Here is a 16576-nt window from a genome sequence, read left to right on the forward strand (position 1 = left end):
CTCGATGCTACTTTCGGAACATGTTCCGAAAGTTAACGAGCGGCGTCAGCAACGGAGTTCGCGATGACGAATAGATCGGTGGTCAGGCCGGGGCTCACGCTCGCCGTGGTGGCCGTCGTGCAGTTCATGGTGTCCCTCGACCTGTCGGTGGTGAACGTCGGACTCCCGCGGATCGCGGCCGGTCTCGGCTTCAGCGCGGTGGGCCTGACCTGGGTCGTCCACGCTTACGCCCTCACCTTCGGCGGGCTGCTCCTGCTCGGCGGCAAGGCCGCCGACCGGTACGGCCGCAAGCGTGTCCTGCTGCTCGGCCTCGGCCTCTTCGGCCTCGCCTCGCTCGCCGGCGGCTTCGCCCAGGAGCCCGGCCAGCTCGTCGCCGCCCGAGCCGCGCAGGGCATCGGGGCCGCCGCGCTGGCCCCTGCCGCGCTGGCGCTCCTGGCCGCGACGTTCCCCGCGGGCAGGGCCCGCGTCCGCGCCTTCGGGGTGTGGAGCGCGACGAACGCCGCCGGAGGCGCCCTCGGCGTCCTGGTGGGCGGAGTGCTCACCGAGTACGCCGACTGGCGCTGGGTGATGTTCGTGAACGTACCGATGGCCGCTTTCGCCCTGGCCGTGGCCTGGCGCGGCATCGCCCCCGGGCCGCCGACCGCAGGAGGCGGACGCCCCGACGTGCTCGGTGCCGTCCTGGTCACGGCGGGCATGACCCTGCTGGTCTTCGGCGTCGTGCGCACGGATCAGCACGCGTGGACCTCGCCGGTCACCCTGACCACGCTGGCGGTCGCCGTCGCGCTGCTCGCCGCGTTCCTCCACGTCGAGCGGACCACCTCCCGCGATCCACTGGTCCGGCTCGGCCTGTTCGCCAACCGCTCGGTCGTCGGCGCGAACGCCTCCACCCTTCTTGTCGGCGCGGCCATGGGATCGACCTTCTACTTCGCGTCCCTCTACCTCCAACAAGTCCTCGGTACGGGACCGGCACGGACCGGCGTCATGTTCCTGCCGCTGGCCCTCGCGGTGGTCGCCGGGTCCGTGCTCGCCGTCAAGCTCGGCTACCGTCTCGCTCCCCGCACCCTGCTGGTCACAGGCACCCTGCTGACCGCGACCGGGCTCGCCTGGTTCGGCCTGATCAGTCCCGACGGCTCCTTCACCACCGACGTCCTCGGCCCCTCGGTCACCATCGGCATCGGCTTCGGGCTCTGCCTCGGACCGGTCGTCTCCCTCGCCACCGCGGGCGTCGCGCCCCACGAGACCGGCACCGCGTCGGGGCTGCTCAACAGCTCACGCCAGATCGGTGCCTCCCTCGGGCTCGCCGCCGTCGGCTCCGCGGCGCACCACCGCACCGGCCCGAGCACCACCCCCGAGTCCCTCAACGACGGATACGCGCTCGGCCTGACGCTCAGCGCCGCGCTTCTGGTCGCCGCCGCCCTCGTCGCCCTGACCGTCCTGCGGCGGACCGGGCCGCCCTCACAGGACGAGCCTGCCGACGGCCGCGACCTGCCCTCCGTCCGGCTGACGAAAGCAGGAGAACGATGACCATCGGCGAGCTGCTGCGCCCTCATGTCCGAAGCTTCGCGGCCGTGGTGATCTTGCAGGTCATCGGCGCCGTCGCGGGTCTGGCGCCGCTGCTGGCGGTCGTCGAACTGGGGCGCACCCTGCTGGCGCCGGGACCGGTGGACCGCGGGCATGTGTGGACCGTCGTCATCGCGGGTGCGGCCGGTCTGTTCGTCCGGCTGCTGTGCACGGCCGCGTCGTCCGGGATCGGGCACATCGTCGACGGGCGAGTGCAACTGACGTTCCGTCGGCAATTGGCCGCCCGCCTCGGGCACGTACCGATCGGCTGGTTCTCCCGGCGCCGCACCGGCGAACTGGCCAAGGTGGTGGGGGAGGACGTGGGTGCCGTGCACCCGTTCATCGCCCACACCCCCGGCGAACTCGTCTCCGCGTTCGTGGTGCCGCTGGTCTCCCTGATCTATCTGTTCGCCGTCGACTGGCGGCTCACCCTGATCACGCTGATCCCCGTGGTCCTCGCGGTGGCACTGGTCCCGCTGATGATGACGCCGACCCGGCTGCGCGAGCAGGAGGAGTTCGACGCGGCCATGGGGCGGATCTCCAGCTCCGTCGTCGAGTTCGTGCAGGGCATCGCGGTGGTCAAGACGTTCGGCGGATCCGGGCGCGCCCATCGCACCTTCCTCACGGCCACCGATGATTTCGTCGGCACGTTCCACCGCTGGGTGCACGGCATCTCCCGGATCGCCGCCGGGATGCAGCTGGTGCTCTCGCCGCCGTTCGTCCTGCTCGTCGTCCTGATCGGCGGTGCGTCCCTGATCACCGACGGCGGCCTCGCCCCGGCCGATCTGCTGCCCTTCCTGTTGCTCGGTCTCGGGCTGACCGCTCCGGTGGCCGCCCTCGGCCACGGCTTCGACGAGATGCAGGCCGCCCGGCGCGCGGTCGGCCGGATCCGGGACGTGCTCGACGTGGAGCCGCTGCCGGAGCCCGCGCACCCCGCCGTCCCGCAGGGACACCGGGTGGAACTGCGGGACGTGCGCTTCGGGTACGAGGCCGATCACGAGGTGCTGCGCGGGGTCGATCTGGTGCTCGAACCGGGGACGGTCACCGCGATCGTCGGGCTGTCGGGAAGCGGAAAGTCCACACTGGTGCGGCTGTTGCCGCGGTTCTTCGACCCGACCCACGGCTCGGTCGCCCTCGGCGGTGTCGACCTCCGTGAGCTCGGCAGCCGTGAGCTCTACCGCCTTGTCTCCTTCGTCTTCCAGGACGTACGCCTCCTGCGGGCGTCGATCGCGGAGAACATCGCCCTCGCCGTACCGCACGCCGACCGCGATGACGTGGTGCGCGCCGCCCGTCTCGCCCACATCCATGACCGGATCCTCGAACTGCCCCGCGGCTACGAGTCGGTGATCGGCGAGGACGCCGGCCTCTCCGGCGGCGAGGCACAGCGGATCTCGCTCGCCCGCGCCCTCCTCGCCGACACACCCGTCCTGGTGCTCGACGAGGCGACCGCCTTCGCCGACCCGCAGACCGAACAGGCGGTGCGCCGGGCCCTGGCGGCACGGGAGGGCGAGCGGACCGTCCTCGTCATCGCCCACCGCCTGGAGACGATCACGGACGCCGACACCGTCGTGATGCTGGACGACGGCGTGATCGTCGAACGCGGCAGGCCCGCCGAACTGCTCTCCCAGGACGGCAGGTTCGCCGCGTTCTGGCAATCCCACCGATCGGCGCTCGCCGAGGAGACCGAAGTCCCCGGCGGCGCACCGCGAGGAGACGGACCCCGATGATTCGCATGCTCCTGCGCGTCCTTGGACGCGCCTACGCCCGGCCGTTGCGCCGGACCGTGACCCTGATGACGGCGAGCGCGATGGCCGAGGGCCTTTCCTACGCGCTCCTGGTGCCCGTGCTGCGGGCCCTGTTCGGCAGCACGCCCGACGACGCCTGGCCCTGGCTGATCGCCTTCGGGGCGGCGATCGCGCTCTACGCGGCGCTGCGCTACGTCAGCGATCTGTCCGGCTTCCTCGTCGGGACCTCGCTGCTGCGCGGTATGTACCACCGCATCGGCGACCATCTGGCCCGGCTGCCCATCGGCTGGTACGAGGCGGGCCGCGTCGGTGAGGTGTCCGTCCTGGCGAGTCGCGGCGTCCTGCAGGCGATGAGCGTGATCGCGCATCTGCTCGGGCCGTTCATCTCCGCCGGCGTGACGCCCCTGACGATCGTCGTCGTGATGCTGGCCTTCAACTGGCAGATGGGCCTTGCCGCTTCGGTCGCGATACCGATCGTGGCGGCCATCCAGATCTGGACGGCACGCTCGACGGCCGCGGGCGACGCGGAGCGCGCCGTACGCGACGACCAGGCCACCGGGCGGGTCATCGAGTATCTCCAGGTCCAGCCGGTGCTGCGGGCAGGCGGCCGCACGGCCGAACGCTTCGGCCTGCTCGACGACTCACTCAAGGAGGTCGAGCGCGCCTCCCGCCGCTCCACGCTGTCGGCGCTGCCCGGCGCGGTGGGCCTGACGCTCACGGTGCAGGCGATGTTCACCGGGCTCCTCGTCCTGGGCGCCCACCTCGCGCTCGGCGGCGACATCGGTGTGGCCGAGGTCCTGACGACCCTGGTGCTCGCCGCCCGCTGCGCCGACCCGCTCCTCTCGCTGTCGGACATCGGAGGCAGACTCCGCGGCGCGCGTTCCGTCCTCGTGAAGCTCGACACGGTCCTGCGCACCGAGCCGCTGCCGGAACCCGCAGAACCGGTCGAACCGGCCGGTCACGGACTCGAGTTCGCGTCCGTCACCTTCCGGCACGGGGAGCGCACGGTGTTCGACCACGCGTCGCTGTCCGTGCCCCAGGGGCAGCGGCTCGCCGTCGTCGGACCCTCGGGTGCGGGCAAGAGCACCCTGCTGCACCTGCTCGCGCGGTTCCACGACGTGGACGCGGGCGCGGTACGCGTGGGAGGCGCGGATGTGCGCGCCGTCAGCTCCGAGGTCCTGATGGCGCGGATCGCCATCGTCTTCCAGGACGTCTACCTCTTCGACGGCACGATCGAGGAGAACATCCGCATCGGCCGTCCCGACGCCGACGAGGCCGAGGTGCGGGCGGCGGCCACAGCGGCACGCCTCGACGAGGTGATCGAGCGACTGCCCGGCGGATGGGCGACGCACGTGGGCGAGGGCGGCGCACTCCTCTCGGGCGGTGAACGCCAGCGAGTCTCGATCGCACGCGCGCTCCTGAAGAACGCGCCCATCGTGCTCCTGGACGAGGTGACCTCCGCCCTTGACCCGGTGAACGAGGCAGCCGTCCACGAGGGCATCGAGCGCCTGATGGCGGGCCGGACGGTCGTGATGGTCGCGCACCGCATGCGGACCGTCCAACGCGCCGACCGCGTCGTCTTCCTCGACGGCGGCCGCATCGTCGAGGAAGGCAGCCACGACGAACTGCTGTGCCACGGCGGCCGCTACGCCGATTTCTGGAACGTCTCCCTGACACCGGCGGCGAGTGATTGAGTCGACCTCATGGATCGGTGCCTCATGCATCGGTCCTCGTGATCGAGGCTCAGAGGGGACCCGCTTGCTCCGCTCGCATCTGACGGCCGCCACGCTGCTCAGGGTGTCCGCCGAAGGGGCCGCGACCGCCCTGGTGCTCACCGTGCAGGCGCGCACCGGGGACGCGGCGAGCGCCGGGTTCGTCCAGACCGCGATGACGCTTCCGTACGTGCTGAGCGGGCCGGTCATCGGCCATGCCCTCGACCGGACGGACCGGCCGCGCCGTCTTGTGATCGCGCTGGCGTGCGGCTATGCCGTCGCGATCGCCCTGCTCATGATGTCGGCGGGGCGCTCGCCGCTGGTGCTCGTGCTGATGGTGGCCGTCGTGGTCGGCTGCGTCGAGCCGGTCGTGGCGGCGCTCACCAGCCTGCTGCCGAGGTTCGTCCCCGCCGAACGGCTCTCGCGCGCGTACGGCCTGGAGGCGTCGAGCTACAACGTCGCGGCCATCGCCGGGCCGGGACTCGCCGCGCTGGTCGCCGCGTTCGCGGGCGGGGGACAGGCCGGGACCGTGACCGTGGCAGCCGCCGTGCTCGGCCTGCTCTTCCTCCCGTTGCTGCGGATCCCGCCGCCGGAGGCCCGGCCCCCTGTCGCGCGCGAGCGGACACGGCCCGGCCTCGCGCAGGTCGTGACGGGCGGGCTCTCGGTCCTCGGGAAGAACCGGGTGCTGCGGGCCCTGACCGTGTCGACGATGTTCGCCTGGTTCGGGTACGGCGGGTTCGCGGTGGCGGCGGTGCTGCTCGGCCAGGACATCGGGGCGGGTCCCGCGGCGGGCGGGCAGCTCATCGCCTTCTTCGCCGTGGGATCCCTCGTCGGAACGCTGGCGGCGTCGCGGTGGCTGACGCCCGGCAGGTCCGAACGGGCCGTCATGGCAGGCCTGTTGGGATTCGGCACGGCGGTCGCCGCCCTGGCGGTGGTGCCGTCGCTGCCCTGGGCGTGGGCCGTCTGCGTGGGGGCGGGTCTGGCCGAGGGGCCGCTCTTCGCCGCCACGCTGATGCTCCGTCAGCGCGAGTCGCCGCCGGACCGGCTCGGGCAGGTCAACACCACCGGCGGCAGCCTGAAGATCGGTGCGTCCGCCGGTGGTGCGGCGCTGACCGGGGTGTTCGCCGGTCAACTCGGCGCGGATGGCCTGATGCTGGGCATCGCCGTGTTCCAGTTCGTGGGGGCGGCGTTGTGGCTGTGGCTGCTCAGAAGCCCTTCCGTACCGGCGTCCAGTCCGTCAGGTAGGCGGCGCGGGTCGCGGACCCGGCCTGGGTGCGGGTGAGTTGGGGCCGGTTCGCCGGGACCGTCACGGCCGCACCCGGCCCCGTGTTGCGGTACTCGGCGAACCGCTGGTCCTGCCAGGGATGCGCGTCCCGCATGTTGGCGTACGGGCTCACCGCGTCGATGCCGCGCCCCAGATGCGTGTCGCGCACCGTCAGCATCGGCCGGGCCGTCGTGTCCGAGGTGGGGACCCAGGGGCGGGCCAGCTTGTAGTACGCGTCCGGGGCGCCGCTCGTCACCCGGCTGCGGGCGACCAGGTAGCCGCGCGGGTTGGCGACGGCGGTGGACGGCGCGAAGACGAAGCCGTACGGCGCCGCTGCCAGATCGCCGCGGGTGAGCGTGTGGAAGCGGCAGTGCTCGAAGACGGCGGTGGCCCGGCCGAAGACGAAGTCGACGTCTCCCTCCACGTAGCAGTCACGGAAGTACTGGCGGGCGAAGGCACCCAGGTCCGCGGTGTCGGCGTAGAGGGTGTCCTGATGTCCCAGGAAGCGGCAGCGGAAGAACGCCGAGCGGTCGCCCGTCACCTTGAGGGCGACGGCCTGGGTTCCGGTGTAGTCGGGGTGGTCGGCGCGCAGCCAGTCGTTGGCGAACGTGATCGCGTGGGCGGTGAGACCGGCGGCCCGCACGGTCGTGGTGGCCGAGCCGCTGGTGCCGTACGTGCCGGACCCGTCGGGCTTCGGGGTGCCCGCCGCGTTGTCGTACACGATCACCGTGTCGCGCGGGTCGCCGCTCGCGCCGACGAGCGTGAGCCCGGCCAGAGTCTCCGGCACGGTCACCGTCTCGCGGTACGTGCCCGGGGCGAGGACGAGCGTCCAGCCGGTGCCGGTGCCGGTGGCGGCGTTCACGGCGGCCTGGACGGTGGTGTGGTCGCCGCGTCCCGCCGGGTCGACGTACAGCGTCCGGCGGGCGGGGCGGGGTGCGGCGGCACGGGCGGGGGAGGTGTGACCGATGGCCAGGGCGGCGCCGGCGCCCGCGCTCGCGGTGAGCAGCGTGCGCCGGCTGAAGCCCGCTCCGAGGGGGACAGGGGTGTGGTGCGAGGGCATGGCTGATCCTTCGCTGTGCGGCTCGGTGAGGAGGTACCGGGAGGGGGAGGGAGAGGTGTCAGCGGCGCTTGCCCGCGCCCGCCTGATGCGCGAGCAGTCCGGGCAGCTTGCGCGGGTCGTCCACCCGCGTCCTGAGGCTCGGCGTCCAGCCCGCACCCGACGCGAGGGTCTCCTCGGGAATCTCCGCGTTGTGGACGGCGATGAGGTCGACGCGCTTGCCGTTGACGTAGTTGGCGTCGGCGGTGACCGGCGCCTCCTTCCACTTCTTGAGGATCTTCGCCGCGCTGACCCCCTCCGGAAGCGTGAACGCGTTCTTCTGGGCGACCAGTTGAGACTCCTGGCCGATGCCGAACGAGTACTGATAGCCGCCCGCGGGGACGATGTAATGGTTGTTGTAGGCGTCGACCTGGCCGAAGCGGACGCGCGGTGCCCGCTCGACGATGTCCCGGAAGACGTTGTGGTGCAGGGTGACCCGCAGCTTGCCGCGGTCCGTGCCGCCCGCGCTGTCGCTGTTGCCGATCATCAGGGTCTTGTCGTGGTCGGCGAAGACGTTCCAGGAGGCGGTGACCAGATCGGCGCCGCGCACGACGTCCAGCTCGCCGTCGTGCTGCTGGTAGATCTCGCCGTAGTAGGACGGCAGCGAACTGTCGGGGTGCGCGCCGTCGGTGAACGTGTTGTGGTCGACCCACACATGCGTCGAGCCGTAAACGACCATGCTGTCGTACTCGGAGTTCCAGGCCCCGGTGGCGCCGTCCGTGGGATCCCACTGCGGGAAGCAATCCAACGGACTCTCCAGCGTGAGATCGCGGACGACCACGTTGTCCACGCCCTGGATCTGCAGGCTGCCGCCGGTGATCCCGGCGTTCTTCCCGACACCCACGATGGTCGTGTCGGCCGGGACGTACGCCTTGATGGCCGCGCCCTGCCGGGCCGCCGATGCCGCTCGCAGGTCCTCCTGAGCGCCGCTCACCGGGGTGTCACGGCCCCACACGGCGGGGTCGTAGTCGGCGAGGTACCGGTCGAAGTCGTAGCCGTCGGCCTCGAAAGCGGCGCAGCCCGCGGCCGTCGCGTTCAGCGTCCCCTTGACCTTGATGACGCGGGGAGCCCCGGGGGCGTCAACGAGCGCGGCCCGCAGCTGCTCCCAGGTGCTGACCGTGTACCTGTGTGCGGCATCGGCACCGGCGCCGCCCGTGGTCCCGCCGTCGGCGGACGCCCAGCCGTCGCGGGGCGGCAGCACGTCGCGGGCCCCGGCGGCGGAGGCCGGGGCGCTCGTGACGGCCACGACCAGCGCGGTGCACCCCGCGAGCAGGGTGAGAGATCCGCGGACAGCCCTGCGCGTCGTTCTTGTCGTCCTCATCGTCACGGTCCTTCCGGCCAGGTGATCCAGGAGTCGGGTATCGCGTCGTCGAGCCGTCGCACGTCACGCGGCGCGAGCACCCCGCGGTGCAGCAGCTCGGCCGCCACCAGGCGTGCCACGGCGATCGCGCCCGGCGGATTGAAGTGCGTGTTGTCCTGCTCGGTGGCGGTCCAGTTGAAGTACGCCTTGGTCGCCTCGGCGCCGAGCTTCTGCCACAGGGCGAGCGACAGGGCCTGGACGTCGAGCAGCGGCACGTCCTCGGCCTTGGCGAGCGCCCGCATCGCCGCCGGATACTCGCCGTGGGTGGGCTGCGCGGTGCCGTCCGCGGCGAACTTCCTGCGCTCGACGGCGGTGGCGAGCACCGGCCGCGCGCCTCGGGACCGCGCCCCGTCGACGTACTGCTTCAGGTAGTCCTGGTACGTGGACCAGGGCTCGGTGTAGCGCGTCGGGTCGGCGCTCTTCTCGTCGTTGTGCGCGAACTGGACGAGGAGGCGGTCGCCGGGTCCGATCGTCCGCAGGATCGCGGCGAGGCGGCCCTCGTCGACGAAGCTCTTCGAACTCCGGCCGTTCATCGCGTGGTTGGCGACCCTGACGCGGTCGTGGAGGAAGAAGGGAAGGGCCATGCCCCAGCCGGTCTCGGGGGCCGCGTCGGTGTACTTCTGCGCGGCCGTGGAGTCCCCGGCGATGTAGAGCGTGCTCGTGGGAGCGGTCGTCGACGAGCGGGCGAGGGCGGCCGGGGCCGCGGCCGCCGCGAGCGGAAGGCTCGCGAGGGCCGCGACCGCACGGCGTCGGCCGACGCCGTGCGCGGGGCGCGCTGTCACTTGTTCTGGTCGTTCCACTCGGCCTGAGCCTTGTTGAGCTGCTCGGCGAGGGTGTCGAGGAAGTCCTTCGCGGACATCTTGCCGAGCAGGACCTTCTGGTAGTTCGGCTCGTTGTCGGCCTTGCTGATGGTGTTCCAGTCGGGCAGGTAGTACGGCAGCTGCACGATCTTCAGCGAGCCGTCGTTGAGCGCGGCGGCGGCCAGCTTCGTCGGCTCGGCCTCGTTCACCCAGGCGTCCTTGGAGGCCGCGGTGTTGGCGGGGATGGCGCCCGCCGACTTGTTCCACTTGCTGTTGGACTCGTGCGAGGCCGCGAACTCGATGAACTTCCAGGCCGCGGCCTTCTTCTTGCTGGACTTGAACAGGCCGAGCCCGTCGACGGGGTTGGAGACCTGGACGCGGACGCCCGCGTCGGTCGTCGGGTTGGGCAGGCCGCGGAACTTGCCCTCACCGAGCGCCTTCACATGGTCCGTGTAGGAGCCGAGGTTGTGGCTGAGCATGCCGATCTGGCCCGTGTCCCACTGGGCGTTCATCTTCTTGAAGTCGTTGTTGACGTCGGCCGCGGGGGTGTTGTTCTTGTAGAGCGCGACGTACTTCTTCAACGCCGCCACGTTCTTGGGGTCGTTGACGGTGGTCTTGTCGCCGTCCCAGAACGATCCGATGCCGGACTGGCCGTAGGCCGCGTCGAGCGCCTGCGCGATGGAACCCTCGCCGCCGCGAATGGTGTACCCGAACTTGTTGTCGTCCCTGGCGGTGAGCTTCTTGGCCGCGGCGTAGAACTTGCTCCAGGTGGTGGGGGCTTCGAGGCCCGCGGCCTTGAACAGGTCGGTGCGGTAGTAGAGCACGCCGTTGCTCGCGGACGTCGGCACCGTGAAGAGCCGGTTGCCGCCGCCCGCGGCCCGGACGCTGTCGACCATGCCCGGGTTCAGCTTGCCCTCGAGCGAGCTCTGGCTCAGCCGGTCGTCCAGCGGCTCCAGGGCGTCCTGCGCGGAGATCCCGGCGAGCATCGCGGCGCCGACACCGCCGACGTCCGGCAGGCCGCCGCCCTGGATGGCGGTGTCGTACTTGGACTGGACGCTCTCGGCGGGGATCGGCACGTACTTGACGTGGATGTCCGGGTTCTTCGCCTCGAAGTCCTTGATGATCTCCTTCCAGACGTCGGTGCGGACACCGCCGTTGTTGTCCCAGAAGGTGATCTCGCCCTTCCCCGAACCCTCCTTGCCCTTGTCCCCGCCGGCCCCGCTGCCGTCGTCGCCACAGGCGGTGGCGGTCAGCGCGAACGCGGCGGTGAAGGCGACGGCGGCCACCGCGCGACGGCTTCTGTTTCTGCTGCTGTTTCTGTTTCCACGGATGGTGATGTTCATGGTCGGCTCTCTTCTTCAGATGTACGGGTGTACGTGTACGGGTGCTGCGAGGTGCTGTGGGGTGCTGTGGGGTCAGGGGGCGAGCGCCTTCTGCGGCCCGGAGAACTTCTTCACCAGGCGGGGTACCGCGGCGGCCGGATCGAGGTCGTAGGCATAGAAGTCGCGCGGTTCGAAGGCCGCGCCGTGCGTGTCGTGGCGCCCCGTCGTGTTCTTCGCGATCGAGCCGCGCTGCACCAACTCGGCCGTCTCGTCGGCCTGGTAGGGGTGCTGGACGTCCTCGTAGAAGCTGTTCTCGATGACCATCCTGGTCTTGCCGCGCGCCCAGTTGCCGTAGGTCCACACCGGGTCGCCGTCGGCGACCTGCGCGGACACGTAGTTGTTGTAGAGGTGCGCGTAGGCGCAGTTGTCCGCGGACGGATTGCGCTGCTTGGTGCCGCTGAACCAGTTGTGGTCGATGGTCACCTGCGTCTTGACCTGGTCGGTCCAGCCGATGCCGAACGCCTTGTTGTGGTTCTCGAAGCGGTTGTACGAGACGGTGACGTACTCGCTGTCCTTGCGCAGGTCGATCAGGCCGTCGCCCATGCGCGTGAGGCGGTTGTGGTCGATCCAGACGTGGTCGACGGAGTCCATCTGGATCGCGTCGAAGTCCTGCGTCTTGCCGTCCCAGTCGCCCTCGACGTACGAGTCGCGGATGGTGAGATTGCGGATGATGACGTTGCTCGTGCCGGGGTTCAGGTGCAGCTCGCCGTGGACGATCTCGCCGGACGTGCCGACGCCGACGATCGTCTTGTCCGAGGCCACCACGATGTCCGAGCCGAACGGCTCGACGGCCACGGTGCCCTTCACGCGGATGACGTAGGGCTCGGCGGCGCCCGCGTACTGCGCGAGCGAGGCCCGGTCGGTGACGGTGACGACCTTGCCGCCCGCGCCCCCGGTGGTGCCCCCGGCCAGCGAGGCGAAGCCGTGCGCGGTGCCGGAGAGACGGCCTTGGGCCGGTGTGGCCGAGGCCGGCGCCGGATCGTGCACGGTCGTCAGGCCGAGGACGACGGCCAGCGCGGCCACCGCGGCGAAGGCGCGTGCCCTCAGGCGTCTGGTGCTGTGCAGGTGCTGCTCCATTGCGGCTCCCAACAGGCGTACGGGAAAGGTCAGTCGGCGGTGGTGACGCGGAAGTGCGTGAACAGAGCCGTCCCGGCCCCGTTCCGTCCCGCCGGTGCCGTGGCGAACAGGCCGAGCAGCGCGCCCACCCACCGCCACGGCGTCGCGGCGAAGACCTGGCCCGAGGGACGGAATCCGTCGCCGGTGTCGGCCAGGAAGCGGCAGCGGGCGCCGTCCGCGATGTCGATCCGCAGCCGTGCGGTGCCGTCCGGGGCCGGGCGCGGATGCTCGGCGTCGCGCTCCCGCTCGGCGACGGACTCGGCGAACCGGTGGACGAGCCGGACCGTCCCCGCGCCGTCACGTTCGAGGCCGATCCAGCTGAAGGCGTCGCCGAGCACGGTGAGCCCGGCCCTGGCGTCGGCCGCCGTGCCGTCGAGCCGCAGACCGACCTCGACGGTGCACGGCGTGAGCGGGAGCCGCTGGGTCAGGACGTGCGGCAGGCGGCGCAGGTCGTGGGCGTCCGCGGACCGCACACAGGCAAGGCGCAGACCGTCCGCGGCGTGCGAAGTCGCCCAGCCGTCAAGGGGGTTGGCGGACCACTGCCACTGTCGGCCATGGCGCCCGCCGGGGAAGTCGTCGTCGGTGGCGGGCGCGGAAACGGGCTGCGGAGGCAGTCCGGGCTTCTTGTGTACGTCGACGGGGGCGCCGCCGTCCCCGACCACCGGCCAGCCGTCCGTGCCCCAGCGCAGCGGCTGGAGGTGGACGACACGGCCGTAGGCGCCGCGCTGCTGGAAGTGCAGGAACCAGTCGTCGCCGGAGGGGGTGCGCACCCAGCCGCCCTGGTGGGGGCCGTTGACGGCGGTGTCGCCCTGCTCCAGGACGATCCGCTCCTCGTAGGGTCCGTGGAAGGACCGTGAACGGAAGGCGCCCTGCCAGCCGGTCTCCACCCCGCCGGCGGGAGCGAGGATCCAGAACCAGCCGTCGTGGCGGTAGAGCTTGGGCCCCTCCAGCGTGAACCAGCCGGGGATCCGGTCGGCGTCGACCAACACCTGTCCCTCGTCGAGGAGTTCACGCCCGTCAAGGCTCATGCGATGGCCGGTGAGCCGGTTCTTGACGCCGGAGCGCGACTTGGCCCAGGCGTGCACGAGATATGCCTCGCCGCGCTCCTCGTCCCACAGCGGGCAGGCGTCGATGAGGCCCTTGCCCTCCTTGACGAGGTGCGGGGCGCTCCAAGGGCCCCGGATGTCAAAGGAGTTGACCTGGAACACACCGTGGTCGGGGTCGCCCCAGAAGATCCAGAACCGCCCCTCGTGATGCCGGATCGACGGCGCCCACACCCCGCAGTCGTGGCGCGGCGCGGCGAACGACTCCGCGGGTTCGAGGCGATCGAGGGCGTGCCCGATCAGGGTCCAGTTCACCAGGTCGCGGGAGTGCAGCAGCGGAAGGCCCGGGGCGCGCCCGAAGCTGGACGCGGTGAGGTAGAAGTCGTCGCCGACCCGGACGACATCGGGGTCGGACCAGTCGGCGGCGAGGACGGGATTGCGATAGGTCCCGTCACCGAGGTCGCCGAACTTGTACGGGACCGCAGCCCGGGGCGCGTTCACGCGGTCACCGCCTTGCGGACGAGCCCGGCGGCCTCGGCCCGGCTCGGGCGGCCGTCGGCGACGACAGTGATGACGCGGCGTACGACGGTCTCGCCGGGGCCGATCGGCAGGCGCCGCGCGTGCGCGAGCGAGGAGCCCACACCCGGATACTCCTCGGTCCGCACGAACCACGGATCGAGCCGCGTCTCGGGCGTCGCCCCGGCGAAGACGAGGGTCCAGCCCTGGCCCGCGAGGGCCAGCCAGTCGGCAGCGGCGCCATGCACGGCGGCCTCGCCGTCGGCGTCCGCGGTGAACACCTCGGGGGCCTGCCGCTCCTTGGGCGCACGCCAGAAGAAGCCTCCGTAGGCGGCGCCGGGACGGCCGTTGGTGGCGGGGCTGCCGAGGGAGATCTCCGCGGCGCCCGGATTGGTGAGCGAGAACGTGAAGTCCAGGGCCCAGGCGGACGTGGTGAGGGGCGTGACGGCGACGGTGCGGCGCTCGCGCAGCAGCTCGCACTCGCCGTCGAGCCAGCCGATCTCCTCGACGAACCCGTCGGGGTCGCGCAGCTTGAACTCCAGGTGGCGCTGTTCACCGTGGTTGTCGAGCTCGGTCGGCCCCTGGTCGCGTACGTAGGTGCGCCCGCCCCAGAAGTTGCGGCCCGCCGCGTCGGGCACGGCGACGCCCACGCCGAGGTGGTGGGGGTGGTCGGCGGGGCCGTACTCGGTGACGGGGAGGCCGCCGAAGGTGCGGACGGGGTGGAGGTAGGGGCGGGGCGCGAGCCGTGCGTCGGCCGAGGGGTGGATGACGTAGCGGCCGACGGGGCGGCCCGAGCAGCGCAGCATGAGCGCGGTGTCGGTCGCGGTTCTGTTCATGGCGTTCTCACCTCGGTGGGGTCTCGGCGATGGGACGGGAATCGGGCACGGGGCCGGGCAGCGCCCAGAACGTGCCGAGCTCCGCGTAGCCGCACAGCGTGTCGGCGCTCGCCGCGACGAGCCCGTCGATGCCGTGCACGATGCGGCGCCGCACGCCCTCGTGCTCACCGGGCACGGAGCGCCAGGCCTCGACGGGCAGGGGGAGCGGGTCGGGTGCCCGGCGGATCGACTCGACGACCTTCATGAAGGCGCCCGTCGACGCCGGCGGGACCAGCAGCTCGGCCCGGTCCGCGAGATGGTCGACGAGGTTCTCGAGGAGGTCCGTCCGCCCGTGAAGGACCTCCTCGGGACCGTGTCCGGCGCGCTGCACGAGCACCCGGTCCTGCTTGTACCAGAACGTGATGCGGCCCTGGGTGCCGTGCACGATGACGTACGGCTCGTCGGGACGCTCGGCGCAGAGGGTCGCGGCGACGCCGATACGGCTGCCGCTCGCGGTGGTGACCCCCACGAACGAGGTGTCGTCGGACTCGATGGCGTTGGCGCGGAACAGCTCCGTGTCCACCCGCTTGATGTCATCGGCCCGCGGGGAGCCGTCGACCGCCAGGGCGGTGGCCACGGCGTGGGCGAGGGGGTTGGTCAGGACCCCGTCCACGACGTCCACGCCGTCCAGACGGCGCCGCCCGGCCCAGGGCGCGCGACGGTAGTACGCCTCGTCGCGCGCCCAGGCACCCGCCGCGCCGACCCCCATCGACGCGCCGATGACCCCGTCGGCGACCAGCGCGCGGATCGCGGGCACGGCATGTGAGCCGAGCGACTGGAACCCGACCTGACAGGCCACCCCCGCGGCGGCCACCGCGTCGGTGATCCGCCGGAAGTCGGCGTACGAAGGGGCGGGCGGCTTCTCCAGGAGCAGGTGAACGCCCCGCGCGGCGGCGGCGACGGCCAGGTCCGCGTGGGTGGGGATCGGCGTGCAGATCACGGCGACGGCGGCTCCGGTGGCGTCGAGCAGACCGGCGAAGTCCGCGGACTGCGCGGGCTCACCGAGCCCGTCGAGCTCGGCGCCGGCCAGCGGTTCGAGCTCGCAGATCCCCACGAGCCGTACGCGGCCCGCCTGTTGGAGGCGCCGGATGTTCTCCAGGTGCCATCTGCCGTGCCCGCGCGCACCGGCGAGGACCAGCGGCAGCGCGGTGCGGGGCGCCGCGGGCCCAGGGCCTGGGTTCATCGGATCCTCCCCGAAAGGGATGACGGCAGGTGGCTCATCCCTTCACCGCCCCTGCGCTGAACCCGGTGACCAGCCACTTCTGGATGAAGGCGAAGACGATCACGACGGGCAGGGCGGCGATGACGCCTCCCGCCGCGAGCGCGCCGAGGTCGACGCTGTCGGCGCCCATCAGGGTGGCGAGGCCGACCGGGATCGTCTGCTTGTCCTGGTTGGAGAGGAACATCAGGGCGAACAGGAAGTGGTTCCAGCTGTGCACGAAGGCGAAGGAGCCGACCGCGATCAGACCCGGCCGCAGCAGGGGCAGGACCACGGCGCAGAAGGCGCGGAAGCGTCCGCAGCCGTCGACCCAGGCGGCCTCCTCCAGGGAGTACGGCACGTTCTTGATGAACCCGCTGATCAGGATCATCGAGAGCGGCAGCTGGAAGACGGCCTCGGCGATGATGACGCTGCCGAGGGAGTTGATCATCTGGAGGTTGGCGAAGATCTGGAAGAGCGGCACCAGCATCAGCGCGCCGGGGATGAACTGCGAGCACAGCAGCGCCAGCATGAAGCCGCGCTTGATCTTGAAGTCGAAACGGGCGAGGGCATAGCCGCCGGCCAGGGCGACGAGCGTCGTCATCAGCATCGAAAGGACGCCGACGATGAGGCTGTTCTGGAAGAAGAGCGCGAAGCTCCGCTCGGTCCACACCTTGTCGAAGTGCTCGAACGTGATGGGCCAGGGGAGCAGCGAGGTCGAGCCCGCCGGGCGGATCGCGAAGAGCAGCATCCAGTAGAACGGGATGAGCGTGAAGAGGAGGTAGAGGCCGAGCGGGAGATAGATCTGCCAGCGGGGGGCCTCGTCCCACGCGCGCCGCTTGGGGGCGCGCGGGCCGCCGTCGCGCGGCCTGGTGGGTGCGGTGGTGGCCGCCATGTGGGCTTCCCTGT

At 71.6% G+C, this 16576-nt stretch carries 13 protein-coding genes; 4 read left to right on the forward strand and 9 right to left on the reverse strand.

What is annotated here, in order from left to right:
• Nucleotides 1-63 precede the first annotated feature (63 nt).
• The 4 genes from ABZ833_RS20305 (at nucleotide 64) to ABZ833_RS20320 (ending at nucleotide 6299) form a co-directional block, all read left to right on the forward strand.
• Entirely contained in the window at nucleotides 64-1524 is a 1461-nt protein-coding gene (locus tag ABZ833_RS20305; protein WP_361048514.1) for an MFS transporter, read from the forward strand.
• Complete coding sequence (locus tag ABZ833_RS20310) at nucleotides 1521-3287, forward strand: ABC transporter ATP-binding protein (protein ID WP_361048516.1); 1767 nt, start codon at nucleotides 1521-1523, stop codon at nucleotides 3285-3287. The genes ABZ833_RS20305 and ABZ833_RS20310 overlap by 4 nt, the downstream gene beginning before the upstream one ends.
• Nucleotides 3284-4999: an ABC transporter ATP-binding protein gene (locus ABZ833_RS20315; RefSeq protein ID WP_361048518.1), complete on the forward strand. Its 1716-nt coding sequence runs from the start codon at nucleotides 3284-3286 to the stop codon at nucleotides 4997-4999. The genes ABZ833_RS20310 and ABZ833_RS20315 overlap by 4 nt, the downstream gene beginning before the upstream one ends.
• Before the next feature lie 64 nt (nucleotides 5000-5063).
• The gene (locus ABZ833_RS20320) at nucleotides 5064-6299 is read left to right on the forward strand and encodes an MFS transporter (RefSeq protein ID WP_361048520.1); all 1236 of its coding nucleotides are present in this window, start codon (nucleotides 5064-5066) and stop codon (nucleotides 6297-6299) included.
• On the opposite strand, the gene ABZ833_RS20325 is transcribed toward ABZ833_RS20320, so the two are convergent.
• From ABZ833_RS20325 to ABZ833_RS20365, 9 genes are all read right to left on the reverse strand, one after another.
• Nucleotides 6223-7341: a pectinesterase family protein gene (locus tag ABZ833_RS20325; protein ID WP_361048522.1), complete on the reverse strand. Its 1119-nt coding sequence runs from the start codon at nucleotides 7339-7341 to the stop codon at nucleotides 6223-6225. The two genes, ABZ833_RS20320 and ABZ833_RS20325, sit on opposite strands and share 77 nt — an antisense overlap.
• A 58-nt stretch (nucleotides 7342-7399) precedes the next feature.
• Complete coding sequence (locus ABZ833_RS20330; protein ID WP_361048524.1) at nucleotides 7400-8698, reverse strand: polysaccharide lyase family 1 protein; 1299 nt, start codon at nucleotides 8696-8698, stop codon at nucleotides 7400-7402.
• A gap of 2 nt (nucleotides 8699-8700) precedes the next feature.
• On the reverse strand, nucleotides 8701-9519 hold the full coding sequence (locus ABZ833_RS20335; RefSeq protein ID WP_361048526.1) for a rhamnogalacturonan acetylesterase: 819 nt from the start codon (nucleotides 9517-9519) through the stop codon (nucleotides 8701-8703).
• Nucleotides 9516-10880, reverse strand: a complete 1365-nt coding sequence (locus ABZ833_RS20340) for a sugar ABC transporter substrate-binding protein (protein ID WP_361048528.1) — start codon at nucleotides 10878-10880, stop codon at nucleotides 9516-9518. Before ABZ833_RS20340 ends, ABZ833_RS20335 begins: the two co-directional genes overlap by 4 nt.
• 72 nt (nucleotides 10881-10952) lie before the next feature.
• Complete coding sequence (locus ABZ833_RS20345) at nucleotides 10953-11996, reverse strand: right-handed parallel beta-helix repeat-containing protein (RefSeq protein WP_361048530.1); 1044 nt, start codon at nucleotides 11994-11996, stop codon at nucleotides 10953-10955.
• 29 nt (nucleotides 11997-12025) lie between these two features.
• Complete coding sequence (locus ABZ833_RS20350) at nucleotides 12026-13579, reverse strand: family 43 glycosylhydrolase (protein ID WP_361048532.1); 1554 nt, start codon at nucleotides 13577-13579, stop codon at nucleotides 12026-12028.
• Complete coding sequence (locus ABZ833_RS20355) at nucleotides 13576-14430, reverse strand: PmoA family protein (RefSeq protein ID WP_361048534.1); 855 nt, start codon at nucleotides 14428-14430, stop codon at nucleotides 13576-13578. The genes ABZ833_RS20350 and ABZ833_RS20355 overlap by 4 nt, the downstream gene beginning before the upstream one ends.
• 7 nt (nucleotides 14431-14437) lie before the next feature.
• Nucleotides 14438-15652 carry a Gfo/Idh/MocA family oxidoreductase gene (locus ABZ833_RS20360; protein ID WP_361048536.1) on the reverse strand — a complete coding sequence of 405 codons (1215 nt, stop codon included), beginning with the start codon at nucleotides 15650-15652 and terminating at the stop codon, nucleotides 14438-14440.
• 34 nt (nucleotides 15653-15686) lie between these two features.
• On the reverse strand, nucleotides 15687-16562 hold the full coding sequence (locus ABZ833_RS20365) for a carbohydrate ABC transporter permease (RefSeq protein WP_361048763.1): 876 nt from the start codon (nucleotides 16560-16562) through the stop codon (nucleotides 15687-15689).
• Nucleotides 16563-16576: the final 14 nt, after the last annotated feature.

Source organism: Streptomyces sp. NPDC047525, assembly GCF_040643025.1.
Taxonomy (GTDB): Bacteria; Actinomycetota; Actinomycetes; order Streptomycetales; family Streptomycetaceae; genus Streptomyces; species Streptomyces durmitorensis.